The 16320-nt window shown below is 68.8% G+C and carries 9 protein-coding genes; all 9 read left to right on the forward strand.

Features of this window, described 5'->3' with window-relative positions; all coding sequences use genetic code 11:
- A partial coding sequence (locus AC1DUQ_RS04215) for a CHAT domain-containing protein (protein ID WP_477073431.1) occupies window positions 1-2289 on the forward strand: 2289 nt, incomplete at its 5' end.
- A gap of 253 nt (window positions 2290-2542) precedes the next feature.
- Window positions 2543-3076 carry a 50S ribosomal protein L10 gene (gene rplJ / locus AC1DUQ_RS04220; protein ID WP_056088890.1) on the forward strand — a complete coding sequence of 178 codons (534 nt, stop codon included), beginning with the start codon at window positions 2543-2545 and terminating at the stop codon, window positions 3074-3076.
- A gap of 83 nt (window positions 3077-3159) precedes the next feature.
- The gene (gene rplL / locus AC1DUQ_RS04225; RefSeq protein ID WP_477061360.1) at window positions 3160-3549 is read left to right on the forward strand and encodes a 50S ribosomal protein L7/L12; all 390 of its coding nucleotides are present in this window, start codon (window positions 3160-3162) and stop codon (window positions 3547-3549) included.
- A 435-nt stretch (window positions 3550-3984) separates the two neighbouring features.
- Complete coding sequence (rpoB, locus tag AC1DUQ_RS04230) at window positions 3985-7491, forward strand: DNA-directed RNA polymerase subunit beta (RefSeq protein ID WP_477073432.1); 3507 nt, start codon at window positions 3985-3987, stop codon at window positions 7489-7491.
- A gap of 117 nt (window positions 7492-7608) precedes the next feature.
- A complete protein-coding gene (locus AC1DUQ_RS04235; protein ID WP_477073433.1) occupies window positions 7609-11478 on the forward strand; it encodes a DNA-directed RNA polymerase subunit beta' in 3870 nt (1289 codons plus the stop codon).
- 472 nt (window positions 11479-11950) lie between these two features.
- The gene (rpsL, locus tag AC1DUQ_RS04240) at window positions 11951-12322 is read left to right on the forward strand and encodes a 30S ribosomal protein S12 (RefSeq protein ID WP_013770160.1); all 372 of its coding nucleotides are present in this window, start codon (window positions 11951-11953) and stop codon (window positions 12320-12322) included.
- Window positions 12322-12792, forward strand: coding sequence for a 30S ribosomal protein S7 (gene rpsG / locus AC1DUQ_RS04245; RefSeq protein WP_477073434.1), 471 nt, complete (start codon window positions 12322-12324; stop codon window positions 12790-12792). The genes rpsL and rpsG overlap by 1 nt, the downstream gene beginning before the upstream one ends.
- Window positions 12793-12881: 89 nt before the next feature.
- Window positions 12882-14984 carry an elongation factor G gene (gene fusA / locus AC1DUQ_RS04250; protein WP_477073435.1) on the forward strand — a complete coding sequence of 701 codons (2103 nt, stop codon included), beginning with the start codon at window positions 12882-12884 and terminating at the stop codon, window positions 14982-14984.
- Window positions 14985-15109: 125 nt separating this feature from the next.
- Entirely contained in the window at window positions 15110-16303 is a 1194-nt protein-coding gene (tuf, locus tag AC1DUQ_RS04255) for an elongation factor Tu (RefSeq protein ID WP_056088906.1), read from the forward strand.
- Window positions 16304-16320 lie beyond the last annotated feature (17 nt).

Raw genomic sequence — 16320 nt, forward strand, 5'->3', positions numbered from 1 at the left:
GTCTCCGGCCTGCGCGGGCTGCTGGCGCTGCGGGCCGGTCGCCAGGACGACGCGCTGCGGGAGCTGGACGTGGCGATCGCCGCGTCCGACGACGCCGACCCGATCGACGCGTGCCGCTCGCTGCTGAACCGCGGCGTGCTGCACATCGAGCGCCGCGAGGTGGCGGCGGCGAGGGCGGACTTCGCGGAGTGCGCCCGGCGCGCGCGGGAGGCCGGCTTCGTCCGCCTCGTGTTCAAGGCGGAGCACAACCTCGGCTACCTGAGCTTCGTCGCCGGCCGGATGCCCGAGGCCCTCGCCGTGATGGAGGCCGCGGCCGCGATCCTGCCGGGGCCACCCCGACCCACCGCGCTCCAGGACCGCGCGCGCGTGCTGCTGGAGGCGGGGCTGGTCGGTGTCGCCGACAGCACCCTGGCGGAGGCCGCCGCGCGGTTCGCCGAGCAGCACCTCCCGCGCGACGTCGCCGAGTGCGAGCTGGGTCGGGCCGAGTGCGCGATGCTGCGTGGCGACCTCGCCGCCGCCCGTGACTTCGCCCTGTCGGCCGAGCGACGGTTCCGTCGGCGCGGCGACGACGCGTGGGTGGTCCGCTCCTCCCTGCTCGCCCTGCAGGCCGATGCCGAGGCGTACGCGAGCGCCCCGGGTGACGTGCACTCCCGCGCCCGCTGGGCGGCCCTGGCTCGCAGCGCGAGTCGGCTGGAACAGATGTGCATCTCCACCGGCCGCACCATCTGGGCCACCGCCGCGGCCTACGTGCGGATCGAGGCGGATCTCGCGCGCGGGGTGCTCACCGAGCCCGCCGCGGTGCTCGAGGCGCTCGGCCCCGTGCGGAACAGCGACCCCATCGCGGTCCGGCTGCACGGGCGCCGCATCCGCGCGATGCTCGCGCTCGAGGCGGGGGACCGGGAGCGCGCGGGGCGGTACGTCCGTGCCGGTCAGCGCGATCTCGGGCTGCACCGGTCGCGGTTCGGCTCGCTCGACCTGCGGACGGCCGGCGCGGTGCACGGGACCGGGCTCGCGGCGCTCGACGTGTCGCTGGCGCTCGCCACCGGCCGGGCCTCGGCCGTGCTCGACGCGGCGGAGCGGGTGCGGTCGGTGATCGGCGGGACCCCGCGGGTCAACCCGCCCAGCGACCCCGTCTCGGCGGCCCTGCTCGAGGAGCTGCGCGAGCTGATCGACAAGAACCGTGGGGTGCGGCTGCGGGTGGGCGGCGACCCTCGGCTCCTCCGTGTCGAGCGCGAGGCGCAGCGCCTGAAGCACGAGATCCTGGCCCGGTCCTGGCACGAGAGCGGACGGGCCGGGGGTGACCGGGCGGGTCGCACCGTCGAGGTGCGGCGGCTGCTGCGCGACCGGCCCGGCGGCGTGGTCCTCGACGTGCTCGAGCACCGGGGCGAGCTCCTGGCCGTGGAGGTCGGCGACGACCGCACCGTGCTGCACCACCTCGGGGAGACGGCGAGCATCGCGGAGCTGGTCCGGCGCGTGCACGCCGACCTCGAGGTAACCGCGAACCCCCTCGTCCCCTCCGACCTGCGCGGCGTCGCGCTGAGCTCCCTGCACACCGGGATGACCCGGCTGGAGCAGCGGCTCAAGCCGGCGCTCGGCGCGCCCGGTGAGCTGGTCGTCGTGGCGACCGGCTGGCTCGGCGTGCTGCCGTGGTCGATGCTCTCGTCGCGCGTGGGCCTGCCGACCGTCGTCGCCCCGTCGGTCCACCACTGGATGACCTACGCCGGCACGGCAAGCCCCGTCCCCGTCCGGGTCAGCGCCGCCGCCGGACCGGGTCTGCGCCACGCCGAGGCGGAGGCCGAGGAGATCGGCCGGCTGTGGCCGGGGGGAGAGGTCGTGGTGGGCGAGGAGGCCACGGTCTCCCGGATGATCGCCCTGCTGGGCTCGCCGGGCATCGTGCACCTCGCCGCGCACGGCCGCCACGAGCCCGACAACCCGCTCTTCTCGTCGGTCCGCATGGCCGACGGGCCGCTCTTCGCGCACGAGCTGGACTCGGGTGGGGGGTCGCCGGACCTCGTGCTGCTGTCCAGCTGCGAGGTGGGCCGCGCGAGCATCCGGGCCGGGGGAGAGGCGCTCGGGCTCGCGAGCGTGCTCCTGCGCACCGGGGTCGGTTGCGTCGTCGCCGCGCTCGCCCCGCTCCCGGACGCGACCGCGCTCAAGGTGATGACGCGCACCCACGCGCTTCTCGCCACGGGCGTCCCGGTCGCGCAGGCTGTCGCGACGGCGACCGCCGAGGACGCGGCCCAGACCGGGGTCGTCGCACCGCTGGTCTGCTTCGGCGCCCCGCTCTGACCGGCGATTTGGTGGCCTCCGGCCCGTGCCGTACCCTGAGGGGACCCAAAGACCGCCGGTCGTCGACCGTGTCGTGCGCACGCAGTGCTCACGCCCGATCGCCCGAAGTCCCGCAGCACGCGGAGGCCAGCGCAGGTGAGAGTTCCCGGATGGTTCGGCTTGCGCCGAGCTTCCTGGCGAGCCCCGCGCCTGCGCGGGGCTCTTTCTGTTGGGGGACGTGACGACCGGTGGCACCACCATCGGAAGGATTGCCATGGCGAGGCCGGACAAGGCAGCCGCTGTCGCAGAGCTCACGGACCTGTTCCGTGACTCCAACGCAGCCGTGCTGACCGAGTACCGCGGGCTCACCGTTGCTCAGCTCAAGAAGCTGCGCAAGGCGCTCAGCGGCAACGCAACCTACGCCGTGGTGAAGAACACGCTGACCGCGATCGCGGCCAAGGATGCCGGCCTCGAAGGCCTCGACGACGCGCTCACGGGCCCGTCGGCGATCGCCTTCGTCTCCGGTGACCCGGTCGAGGCCGCCAAGGGACTGCGTGACTTCGCCAAGGCGAACCCTGCACTGGTCATCAAGGGCGGTGTCCTCGACGGACGCGCCCTGACCGCTGCGGACGTCACCAAGCTCGCGGACCTCGAGTCCCGTGAGGTTCTGCTGGCCAAGGCGGCCGGCGTGTTCAAGGCGTCGCTCTTCCAGGCGGCCTACCTGTTCACCGCCCCCGCTGCTCAGGCTGCACGCACCGTCGACGCTCTCCGGCTCAAGCTCGAGGAGTCGACCGAGGTCGCTGCCTGAGCCACCCGGCGACAGGCACTCACTGAACCCCCGCCCAGGTAGCCGCACCGGCCACCGGGCATTGATCGGAAGGAACCGCCACCATGGCGAAGCTCACCACCACCGAGCTCATCGACGCGTTCAAGGAGCTCTCCCTCATCGAGCTCTCCGAGTTCGTGAAGGCGTTCGAGGAGACCTTCGAGGTCACCGCTGCCGCTCCCGTCGCCGTTGCGGCCCCCGCCGGCGCCGGTGGCGCTGCCGAGGTCGAGGCCGAGGAGGAGAAGGACTCGTTCGACGTCGTCCTCGAGGCCGCCGGTGACAAGAAGATCCAGGTCATCAAGGAGGTGCGCGTCCTGACGAGCCTCGGCCTGAAGGAGGCCAAGGACCTCGTGGACGCCGCTCCCAAGGCCGTCCTGGAGGGCATCACCAAGGAGAACGCCGAGAAGGCCAAGGCGACCCTCGAGGCCGCCGGCGCCACGGTCACCCTCAAGTGATCGCCGCCTCCGTCGCCGGTCCGCCGGTCGCACGGAGGTAGCACGCCAGCTCGCAGACGAGGCCCGCGCCCCCCAGGGGACGCGGGCCTCGCCGCGTCCGGATGAGGGACAGGCTTTCGCCGGCCCGCCACGTGTGCCACCATGTGCGCGACGACAACGACGTCGTCGTGCGGGCGGAGCCGCCCGCTCGTACCGGACGCCTCAGGGTCGGTCAACCACTTCGGTGGGGGACTCCAGGGGGTGTCGATGCCGGGTGGACTTTGCAGCCGCGGCCGAGTATGCTAGCGCTTTGCGCTGGCCTGTGCCCGCGATCCCGTATAACCCGAGCCCACCCTCGTCGTCAATGCACGACGTCGTGGGGCTCGCCGGCCGGGGGATCGCGCCTAGCCAGGACCAGTGCAGCGTGCACTCGATCCGCTGGGAAGGACCCCTCTTTTGGCTGCCTCGCGCACCCCTTCTGCTCCGACCGCCGACGCCATCGCGAACCGCACCGCCTCTCGCCGTATCTCCTTCGCCAAGATCCACGAGCCCCTCGAGGTCCCGGACCTGCTCGGTCTGCAGACGGAGAGCTTCGACTGGCTGCTCGGCAACGAGAAGTGGCAGGGCCGTGTGGCCAAGGCCCTCGAGGCCGGTCGGCAGGACGTTCCCGAGACCGCTGGTCTCGAGGAGATCTTCGAGGAGATCTCGCCCATCGAGGACTTCGGCGGCTCCATGTCGCTGTCGTTCCGCGAGCACCGCTTCGAGCCGCCGAAGTACACGGCCGAGGAGTGCAAGGAGAAGGACTTCACCTTCGCCGCCCCGCTGTTCGTCACGGCGGAGTTCGTCAACTACACCACCGGTGAGATCAAGAGCCAGACGGTCTTCATGGGCGACTTCCCGCTCATGACCGAGCGCGGCACCTTCATCATCAACGGCACCGAGCGCGTCGTCGTCTCGCAGCTCGTCCGCTCGCCGGGCGTCTACTTCGAGCGCACCGCGGACAAGACGTCCGACAAGGACGTCCTCACGGCCAAGGTCATCCCGAGCCGCGGCGCCTGGCTCGAGTTCGAGATCGACAAGCGCGACAACGTCGGCGTGCGCGTCGACCGCAAGCGCAAGCAGAACGCCACTGTGCTGCTCAAGGCGCTCGGCATGACGGACGCGGAGATCCGCGAGGAGTTCGCCGCGTACCCGGCCGTCATCGACACGCTGGACAAGGACCACGTCCAGACGCAGGACGAGGCGCTGCTCGACCTCTACCGCAAGATCCGCCCGGGCGAGCCGCCCACGGTCGAGGCTGGTCGCGCGCTGATCGAGAACTTCTACTTCAACCCGAAGCGCTACGACCTCGCCAAGGTCGGCCGCTACAAGCTGAACAAGAAGCTCGGCCTGGACGTCCCGCTCGCCGACTCGGTCCTGTCCAAGGACGACGTCGTCGCGACGATCAAGTACCTCGCGTCGCTGCACATCGACCTGCCCTCGCTGCCCGGCACGCGTGGCGGCGAGTCCGTGGAGATCCGCGTCGAGCCCGACGACATCGACCACTTCGGCAACCGTCGCATCCGCGCGGTCGGCGAGCTCATCCAGAACCAGGTCCGCACGGGCCTGTCGCGGATGGAGCGCGTCGTGCGCGAGCGCATGACGACGCAGGACGTCGAGGCGATCACCCCGCAGACCCTGATCAACATCCGCCCCGTGGTGGCGTCGATCAAGGAGTTCTTCGGCACGTCGCAGCTGTCGCAGTTCATGGACCAGAACAACCCCCTCKCGGGCCTGACGCACAAGCGTCGCCTGTCCGCGCTGGGCCCGGGTGGTCTGTCCCGCGACCGCGCCGGCATGGAGGTCCGTGACGTCCACCMGTCGCACTACGGCCGCATGTGCCCGATCGAGACCCCTGAGGGCCCGAACATCGGCCTCATCGGCTCGCTCGCCACGTACGGGCGGATCAACCCGTTCGGCTTCGTCGAGACCCCGTACCGCAAGGTCATCAAGGGCAAGGTCTCCGACGAGGTCCACTACCTGACCGCCGACGACGAGGACCGCCACGTCATCGCGCAGGCGAACGCCCCGCTCAAGGCCAACGGTGCCTTCGAGGAGGACCGCGTCCTGGTCCGCGTCAAGGGCGGCGAGATCGAGTACGTCGCCGGCGAGGCCGTCGACTACATGGACGTCTCCCCGCGCCAGATGGTGTCGGTGGCCACGGCCCTGATCCCGTTCCTCGAGCACGACGACGCCAACCGCGCCCTCATGGGCGCCAACATGCAGCGCCAGGCCGTCCCGCTGGTCCGTTCCGAGGCCCCGCTCGTGGGTACCGGTATGGAGCGTCGTGCGGCCATCGACGCGGGCGACGTCATCGTCGCGACGAAGCCAGGTGTCGTCACCGAGGTGTCGGCGGACCTGATCGTCGTCGCCAACGACGACGCCACCACGTCGACGTACCGCGTCGCCAAGTTCCGTCGCTCGAACCAGGGCACGTCCTACAACCAGCGCGTGCTGGTCGACCAGGGCGCCCGCGTCGAGGTCAACTCGGTGCTCGCCGACGGCCCGGCCACGGACGAGGGCGAGCTCGCGCTCGGCCGCAACCTGCTGGTCGCGTTCATGTCGTGGGAGGGCCACAACTACGAGGACGCGATCATCCTGTCGCAGCGCCTCGTGCAGGACGACGTCCTGTCCTCGATCCACATCGAGGAGCACGAGGTCGACGCGCGCGACACCAAGCTCGGCCCGGAGGAGATCACGCGGGACATCCCGAACGTCTCCGAGGAGGTCCTCGCGGACCTGGACGAGCGCGGGATCATCCGCATCGGCGCCGAGGTCGCGGCCGGCGACATCCTCGTCGGCAAGGTCACGCCCAAGGGCGAGACCGAGCTGACCCCGGAGGAGCGCCTGCTCCGTGCGATCTTCGGTGAGAAGGCGCGCGAGGTCCGGGACACGTCGCTCAAGGTGCCCCACGGCGAGTCCGGCACGGTCATCGAGGTCCGCACGTTCAGCCGGGAGGACGGCGACGAGCTGCCCGCCGGCGTGAACGAGCTGGTCCGCGTGTACATCGCGCAGCGCCGCAAGATCACGGACGGCGACAAGCTGGCCGGCCGTCACGGCAACAAGGGCGTCATCTCCAAGATCCTGCCGGTCGAGGACATGCCGTTCCTCGCCGACGGGACCGCGGTCGACGTCGTCCTCAACCCGCTCGGTGTGCCCGGTCGTATGAACGTCGGCCAGGTCCTCGAGACGCACCTCGGTTGGGTGGCCAAGCAGGGCTGGGACATCCAGCTCGCCGAGGGTGACGTGTCCTGGCGGGACGACGTCCCGGCCATCGCCGCGTCGTCGCCGGCCGGCAACCCGGTCGCGACGCCCGTGTTCGACGGTGTCCCGGAGACGACCCTCACCGGTCTGCTCTCGGCCACGCTGCCGAACCGTGACGGTGTCCGCACCGTCGGGGGCGACGGCAAGGCGCGCCTGTTCGACGGGCGCTCCGGCGAGCCGTTCCCGGACCCGGTCGCGGTCGGCTACATGTACATCCTCAAGCTGCACCACCTCGTCGACGACAAGATCCACGCACGTTCCACGGGTCCGTACTCGATGATCACGCAGCAGCCGCTGGGTGGTAAGGCGCAGTTCGGTGGCCAGCGGTTCGGCGAGATGGAGGTGTGGGCCCTCGAGGCGTACGGCGCTGCCTACACGCTGCAGGAGCTCCTCACCATCAAGTCGGACGACGTCCCCGGACGCGTCAAGGTGTACGAGGCGATCGTCAAGGGGGAGAACATCCCCGACTCGGGCATCCCGGAGTCCTTCAAGGTCCTCCTCAAGGAGATGCAGTCGCTCTGCCTGAACGTGGAGGTGCTCTCCTCGGACGGCGTCTCCATCGACATGAAGGAGAACGACGACGAGGTCTACCGCGCAGCGGAAGAGCTCGGCATCGACCTGTCCCGGCGTCCGAACGCCAGCAGCGTCGAAGAGATCTGACGTCGAGCCCCCGGTCGGTTGCTCACCCGAGATGCCGACCGGGGTGCCCGCACCCTTTAGCAACATTTCCGTTCCGCTGGTCCTCGAGACCGGCAAGCGAAGGAAGTAGGACCCCTCTTGCTCGACGTCAACGTCTTCGACGAGCTGCGTATCGGCCTTGCCTCGGCCGACGACATCCGTGCCTGGTCGCACGGCGAGGTGAAGAAGCCCGAGACCATCAACTACCGGACCCTGAAGCCGGAGAAGGATGGCCTGTTCTGCGAGAAGATCTTCGGTCCCACCCGGGACTGGGAGTGCTACTGCGGYAAGTACAAGCGCGTSCGYTTCAAGGGCATCATCTGYGAGCGCTGCGGCGTCGAGGTGACCCGYKCCAAGGTSCGYCGTGAGCGCATGGGCCACATCGAGCTSGCCGCKCCYGTSACSCACATCTGGTWCTTCAAGGGYGTGCCGTCGCGCCTCGGCTACCTGCTCGACCTCGCCCCGAAGGACCTCGAGAAGGTCATCTACTTCGCGGCCTACATGATCACGTGGGTCGACGTCGACGGCCGGCACGAGGACCTCCCCAACCTCCAGAACGGGATCGACCTGGAGAAGAAGGAGATCTCGGACCGCCGCGACAACGACATCAACACCCGCGCCACCAAGCTCGAGGCCGACCTGGCCGAGCTCGAGGCCGAGGGTGCCAAGGCCGACGCACGCCGCAAGGTGCGCGACTCCGCCGAGCGCGAGATGGCGCAGATCCGCAAGCGTGCGGACCTGGAGCTGGACCGCCTCGACGCGGTCTGGGACCGGTTCAAGAACCTCAAGGTCGCCGACCTCGAGGGCGACGAGATGCTCTACCGCCAGCTCCAGGACCGGTACGGCAACTACTTCGAGGGCTCGATGGGCGCCGCGGCGATCCAGAAGCGTCTCGAGGCGTTCGACCTCGAGGCCGAGTCCGACTCGCTGCGCGAGATCATCAAGACCGGCAAGGGCCAGCGCAAGACGCGTGCCCTGAAGCGGCTCAAGGTCGTCAACGCGTTCCTCACGACGACCAACTCGCCCACCGGCATGGTGCTCGACGCCGTCCCGGTCATCCCGCCGGACCTGCGTCCGATGGTCCAGCTCGACGGTGGCCGCTTCGCCACCTCGGACCTGAACGACCTGTACCGCCGCGTGATCAACCGSAACAACCGCCTCAAGCGGCTGCTCGACCTGGGCGCGCCCGAGATCATCGTCAACAACGAGAAGCGGATGCTCCAGGAGGCCGTCGACTCGCTGTTCGACAACGGCCGCCGTGGCCGTCCGGTGACGGGTCCGGGCAACCGCCCGCTCAAGTCGATCTCGGACATGCTCAAGGGCAAGCAGGGTCGGTTCCGTCAGAACCTGCTCGGCAAGCGCGTCGACTACTCGGGCCGTTCGGTCATCGTCGTCGGCCCGCAGCTCAAGCTCCACCAGTGCGGCCTGCCCAAGCAGATGGCGCTCGAGCTGTTCAAGCCGTTCGTGATGAAGCGCCTCGTGGACCTCAACCACGCGCAGAACATCAAGTCGGCCAAGCGCATGGTCGAGCGCGCCCGTCCCGTGGTCTGGGACGTGCTCGAGGAGGTCATCACGGAGCACCCGGTGCTGCTCAACCGCGCACCCACGCTGCACCGTCTGGGCATCCAGGCGTTCGAGCCCCAGCTGGTCGAGGGCAAGGCGATCCACCTGCACCCGCTCGTCTGCGCCGCGTTCAACGCGGACTTCGACGGTGACCAGATGGCCGTCCACCTGCCCCTGAGCGCGGAGGCGCAGGCCGAGGCCCGCATCCTCATGCTCTCGAGCAACAACATCCTCAAGCCGTCGGACGGTCGTCCGGTGACCATGCCCTCGCAGGACATGATCATCGGCCTGTACCACCTGACCAACGACAAGGACGAGGCGCTCGGCGCCGGCCGTGCGTTCAGCACGGTCTCCGAGGCGATCATGGCGTTCGACCAGGGTTCCCTGGACCTCAACGCCGTGGTGCGCATCCGCTTCGACGACCTGGTCCTGACCGAGGAGGACGCACCCGAGGGCTGGTCCGAGGGCGACGTGCTCCTGTACGAGACGACGCTGGGCCGGGCGCTCTTCAACGAGCTCCTGCCCGTCGACTACCCGTACGAGAACGGCGTCGTCGACAAGAAGCGCCTCTCGGTCATCGTCAACGACCTGGCCGAGCGCTACCCCAAGGTCGAGGTCGCTGCCTCGCTGGACGCGCTCAAGGAGGCCGGCTTCCGCTGGGCCACCCGCTCGGGCGTCACGATCTCCATCTCGGACGTCGCGACCCCGTCGGCCAAGGCGGCCATCCTCGAGGAGCACGAGGGACGTGCGGCGAAGGTGCAGGGCCAGTACGAGAAGGGCCTGATCACCGACGACGAGCGTCGTCAGGAGCTCATCGAGATCTGGACGCAGGCCACCGACAAGGTCGCCAAGGCGATGCAGGAGAACTTCCCGCGCCAGAACACCGTCTACAAGATGGTCGGCTCGGGCGCGCGCGGCAACTGGATGCAGGTCCGCCAGATCGCCGGTATGCGTGGCCTCGTCGCCAACCCGAAGGGCGAGATCATCCCTCGCCCGATCAAGTCGAACTACCGCGAGGGGCTGTCGGTCCTCGAGTACTTCATCGCGACGCACGGTGCCCGCAAGGGTCTGGCGGACACCGCTCTGCGGACCGCCGACTCGGGCTACCTGACCCGTCGTCTGGTGGACGTCTCGCAGGACGTAATCGTCCGTGAGGACGACTGCGGCACCGAGCGTGGTCTGACCATGCCGATCGGCGTCCCCGGGACCGACGGCACGCTGCGTCGTCACGACAAGGTCGAGACGAGCGTCTACTCGCGCACGCTGGCGACGGACGTCGAGATCGACGGCGAGGTCATCGGTCACGCCGGTGACGACGTCGGCGACGTGCTGCTGGACCGCCTCCTCGAGGCCGGTGTCACCGAGATGAAGATCCGCTCGGTGCTCACCTGCGAGTCCCGCGTCGGCACCTGCGCGCGCTGCTACGGCCGTTCGCTGGCCACCGGCAAGCTCGTCGACATCGGCGAGGCCGTCGGCATCATCGCGGCCCAGTCGATCGGTGAGCCCGGCACGCAGCTGACGATGCGTACCTTCCACACCGGTGGTGTGGCGTCGGCCGACGACATCACGCAGGGTCTGCCGCGTGTCCAGGAGCTCTTCGAGGCCCGCACCCCCAAGGGTGAGGCGCCCATCGCGGAGTTCTCGGGTCGCATCGCGGTGGAGGAGGGTGACCGTTCGCGTCGCCTCGTCCTCACGCCCGACGACGGCTCCGAGGAGATCGCCTACCCGATCACCAAGCGCTCGCGCCTGCTGATCTCGGACGGCGACCACGTCTCCGTGGGTACCCAGCTCGTCGTGGGTGCGGTGGACCCGAAGAAGGTCCTGCGCATCCTCGGCCCGCGTGCCACGCAGAAGCACCTGGTCGACGAGGTGCAGGTCGTCTACTCCTCGCAGGGTGTGGACATCCACGACAAGCACATCGAGGTCATCGTGCGGCAGATGCTGCGCCGCGTGACGGTCCTCGACTCCGGCACCACCGACCTGCTGCCCGGCGAGCTCGCCGAGCGTGGGCGCTTCGAGGACGCGAACCGCGCTGCGGTGTCCGAGGGCGGTCAGCCGGCGTCGGGTCGTCCGGAGCTCATGGGCATCACGAAGGCGTCGCTCGCGACGGACTCGTGGCTGTCGGCGGCCTCCTTCCAGGAGACCACCCGGGTGCTCACCGAGGCTGCGATGTCGGGTCGGTCCGACCCGCTGCTCGGCCTCAAGGAGAACGTCATCCTCGGCAAGCTCATCCCGGCCGGCACGGGGCTTCCCCGCTACGGCAACATCGCGGTCGAGCCCACCGAGGAGGCCAAGGCCGAGCTGTACCCGACCTTCGGCTACGACGAGATCGACTTCCCCGCCCTGGGCCTCGGCTCCGGCGAGGCGATCCCGCTCGAGGACATCGACTTCGGCGACTACCGCTGACGTCGGCCTCACATGCCGACCCGAGGGGGTCCACCGTCACGGTGGGCCCCCTCGGGCCTTTTGTCCCGGGAATCCCCGGTGCGGCCCGGGTGTTCTTCAGGGGTGGCCCGCAAGGGCTGGCTCTGTGGTCAGCCGCTTTGACGCCTCCCCAGGCGCCAGGTAACGTAGGACACCGTGCCCGCGCCGTCGGGCTCTCGCGCATGCACTCGGTGGACGCCTTGGTTCTGGACTCAGTTCAGGATGGTGCGTCCGAGGGCATCGGGTGGTCTCTCTCCACCGCGCCGTCTCTCCTCAAGGCAACCTTGCGGACTGCGGTGCGGAGGACCGGGGCGACACGCCCGGGCGCGGGGGTCGGTGCGGGACGCAAGAACTGCGAGGTAGTCGCGCGACGGGCGACGATCCTCGACCATGCCGGCCGTCCAGGGTGACGGGTGCCGGTCGACCAGAGATTCATCCAACAGACGGAGACGTAGTGCCTACGATCCAGCAGCTGGTCCGCAAGGGCCGGCAGGCGAAGACGAACAAGTCGAAGACGCCTGCCCTCAAGGGCTCCCCCCAGCGACGCGGTGTGTGCACCCGCGTCTACACCACGACCCCGAAGAAGCCGAACTCCGCGCTCCGCAAGGTCGCGCGCGTCCGCCTCTCGAGCCAGGTCGAGGTCACCGCGTACATCCCCGGTGTCGGTCACAACCTGCAGGAGCACTCGATCGTGCTCGTGCGCGGTGGCCGTGTGAAGGACCTCCCGGGTGTCCGGTACAAGATCGTCCGAGGTGCCCTCGACACGCAGGGCGTCAAGAACCGTAAGCAGGCGCGCAGCCGCTACGGCGCGAAGAAGGTGGGCTGATGCCTCGCAAGGGTCCGGCCCCCAAGCGGCCGCTCGTCATCGACCCCGTCTACGGGTCCCCGGTCGTCACGCAGCTGATCAACAAGGTCCTGCTCGACGGCAAGAAGTCCGTCGCGGAGCACATCGTCTACGGCGCCCTCGAGGGTGTCCGTGAGAAGACGCAGGGCGACCCGGTCGTCGTGCTCAAGCGCGCGCTGGACAACGTCCGCCCGTCGCTCGAGGTGCGCTCGCRCCGCGTCGGTGGCGCCACGTACCAGGTGCCCGTCGAGGTGCGCCCGGTCCGTCAGACCACCCTCGCGCTGCGCTGGCTCACCGACTACTCGCGCGCTCGCCGCGAGAAGACGATGACCGAGCGCCTCATGAACGAGATCCTCGACGCGTCCAACGGCCTCGGTGCCGCGGTGAAGCGTCGCGAGGACATGCACAAGATGGCCGAGTCCAACAAGGCCTTCGCGCACTACCGCTGGTAATCCCGGCACCCACGGGCGCTGCGCCGCCGGTCCGATCCTCGGGCCGGACCGGTGGCGCCACCCAAGCCAACCGACAAGGGGCAACTCACGTGGCACTGGATGTGCTGACGGACCTCACGAAGGTCCGCAACATCGGCATCATGGCTCACATCGATGCCGGCAAGACGACGACCACCGAGCGGATCCTCTTCTACACCGGGGTCAACTACAAGATCGGTGAGACGCACGACGGCGCGTCGACGATGGACTGGATGGAGCAGGAGCAGGAGCGCGGCATCACGATCACGTCCGCCGCGACGACCTGCTACTGGCACGACAACCAGATCAACATCATCGACACCCCGGGCCACGTGGACTTCACCGTCGAGGTGGAGCGATCGCTGCGCGTCCTCGACGGCGCCGTCGCCGTCTTCGACGGCAAGGAGGGCGTCGAGCCCCAGTCCGAGACCGTCTGGCGTCAGGCCGACAAGTACGACGTCCCGCGCATCTGCTTCGTCAACAAGATGGACAAGCTCGGCGCGGACTTCTACTTCACCGTCGACACCATCGTGAACCGCCTCAAGGCCCGGCCGCTGGTCATCCAGCTGCCCATCGGCGCCGAGAACGACTTCATCGGCGTCGTGGACCTGGTCACCATGCGTGCCCTCGTCTGGCGCGGCGAGACCGCCCTGGGCGAGAAGTACGAGGTCGAGGACATCCCGGCCGACCTGGTCGAGAAGGCGGACCAGTACCGCGCAGCACTCCTCGAGGCCGTCGCCGAGACCGACGACGAGCTGCTCGAGAAGTTCCTGGGTGGCGAAGAGCTGACGGTCGCCGAGATCAAGCGCGGTATCCGCAAGCTCACCGTCTCCAGCGAGGCATACCCGGTCCTGTGCGGTTCGGCGTTCAAGAACAAGGGCGTCCAGCCCATGCTCGACGCCGTCATCGACTACCTGCCGACGCCCCTGGACGTCCCGGCGGTCGAGGGCCACGACATGAAGGACCCCGAGCTCGTCGTCGAGCGTCACCCCGACTCGACGGAGCCGTTCTCGGCCCTCGCGTTCAAGGTCGCCTCGCACCCGTTCTTCGGCAAGCTCACCTACGTCCGGGTCTACTCCGGCAAGGTGGCGCAGGGCGCCCAGGTGCTCAACTCGACCAAGAACAAGAAGGAGCGCATCGGGAAGCTCTTCCAGATGCACTCCAACAAGGAGAACCCGGTCGACGACGCCACGGCGGGTCACATCTACGCGTTCATCGGTCTCAAGGACGTCACCACGGGTGACACCCTGAGCGACCCGGCGCACCCCGTCGTGCTCGAGTCGATGACGTTCCCGGAGCCGGTGATCGACGTCGCCATCGAGCCGAAGACGAAGGGTGACCAGGAGAAGCTCTCCGTGGCCATCCAGAAGCTGGCCGAGGAGGACCCGACCTTCCGCGTCAAGCACGACGAGGAGACCGGCCAGACCGTCATCGGCGGCATGGGCGAGCTCCACCTCGACATCCTCGTGGACCGCATGCGTCGCGAGYTCAAGGTCGAGGCCAACGTCGGCAAGCCGCAGGTCGCGTACCGCGAGACGATCCGTCGCTCGGTCGAGAAGATCGACTACGTGCACAAGAAGCAGACCGGTGGCTCGGGCCAGTACGCGAAGGTCCAGATGACCTTCGAGCCGCTGGACCCCGCCGAGGGCGAGCTGTACGAGTTCTCGAACAAGGTCACCGGTGGCCGCATCCCGCGCGAGTACATCCCGTCGGTCGACGCCGGCATCCAGAGCGCGATGCAGCTCGGCGTCCTCGCGGGCTTCCCGCTCGTGGGCGTCAAGGCGATCCTGCTCGACGGTGCCGCGCACGACGTCGACTCCTCGGAGATGGCGTTCAAGATCGCGGGCTCGATGATCCTCAAGGAAGCGGTCCGCAAGGCCGACCCGGTTCTGCTGGAGCCGGTCATGGCCGTCGAGGTCCGTACTCCTGAGGAGTACATGGGTGACGTCATCGGCGACATCAACTCGCGCCGCGGCATGATCCTTGCCATGGAGGACGCAACGGGCGTGAAGGTCATCCGCGCCACGGTGCCCCTCTCCGAGATGTTCGGGTACGTCGGTGACCTGCGGTCGAAGACCCAGGGTCGCGCGGTGTACTCGATGCAGTTCGACAGCTACGCCGAGGTTCCTCGGAACGTTGCCGAGGAAATCATCAAGAAGACCCGGGGCGAGTAGTCCCACAGGTCGAACCCTGTAGTTCCATCACACAAACCGACCCGTAGGACGCCGCGTCGAACGGCTACCGTCCGGTAGCCGCAGAACGTCGGCCAATCTCTACCAAGTCCTGAGGAGGACACCCAGTGGGCAAGGCGAAGTTCGAGCGGACGAAGCCGCACGTCAACATCGGCACCATCGGCCACGTCGACCACGGCAAGACGACGCTGACCGCGGCCATCTCGAAGGTGCTGCACGACAAGTACCCCGACCTGAACCCCTTCACGCCGTTCGACGAGATCGACAAGGCGCCCGAGGAGAAGCAGCGCGGTATCACCATCAACATCGCGCACGTGGAGTACCAGACGGAGAAGCGTCACTACGCTCACGTCGACGCTCCGGGTCACGCGGACTACATCAAGAACATGATCACCGGTGCGGCGCAGATGGACGGCGCCATCCTCGTGGTCGCGGCGACCGACGGCCCGATGGCCCAGACGCGTGAGCACGTCCTGCTCGCCCGTCAGGTCGGCGTGCCCTACCTGCTCGTCGCGCTGAACAAGACCGACATGGTCGACGACGAGGAGATCCTGGAGCTCGTCGAGGTCGAGGTGCGCGAGCTGCTCTCGGCCCAGGGCTTCGACGGCGACGAGGTCCCCGTCGTGCGCGTCTCCGGCCTGAAGGCGCTCGAGGGCGACCCGATCTGGGTCAAGTCCGTCGAGGACCTGCTCGCCGCCGTCGACGAGTCCGTGCCGGACCCGGTGCGCGACATCGACAAGCCCTTCCTCATGCCGATCGAGGACGTCTTCACGATCACCGGTCGTGGCACCGTCGTCACCGGTCGCGTGGAGCGCGGCAAGCTCAAGGTGAACGAGGAGGTGGAGATCGTCGGCATCAAGGAGAAGGCGATCAAGACCACGGTCACCGGCGTCGAGATGTTCCGCAAGCTGCTCGACTACGCCGAGGCCGGCGAGAACGTCGGTCTGCTCCTGCGTGGCACGAAGCGCGAGGAGGTCGAGCGCGGCCAGGTCGTCGTCAAGCCCGGCTCGATCACCCCGCACACCGAGTTCGAGGGCCAGGTCTACATCCTGGCCAAGGACGAGGGTGGCCGTCACAACCCGTTCTACGGGAACTACCGCCCCCAGTTCTACTTCCGCACCACCGACGTCACCGGCGTCATCACGCTGCCCGAGGGCACCGAGATGGTCATGCCCGGCGACAACACCGAGATCCACGTGAACCTCATCCAGCCCATCGCGATGGAGGAGGGCCTCGGCTTCGCCATCCGCGAGGGTGGCCGCACCGTCGGCTCGGGCAAGGTCATCAAGATCATCAAGTGATGCTCGCCCCTCGGGGC

The organism is Cellulomonas sp. P4_B5_2 (assembly GCF_056402235.1).

What these genes read in the sequence shown, in the direction of transcription:
- rplL (WP_477061360.1), top strand. Translation starts at nt 3,160, where the DNA reads ATGGCGAAGCTCACCACCACCGAGCTCATCGACGCGTTCAAGGAGCTC.
- rplJ (WP_056088890.1), top strand. Translation starts at nt 2,543, where the DNA reads ATGGCGAGGCCGGACAAGGCAGCCGCTGTCGCAGAGCTCACGGACCTG.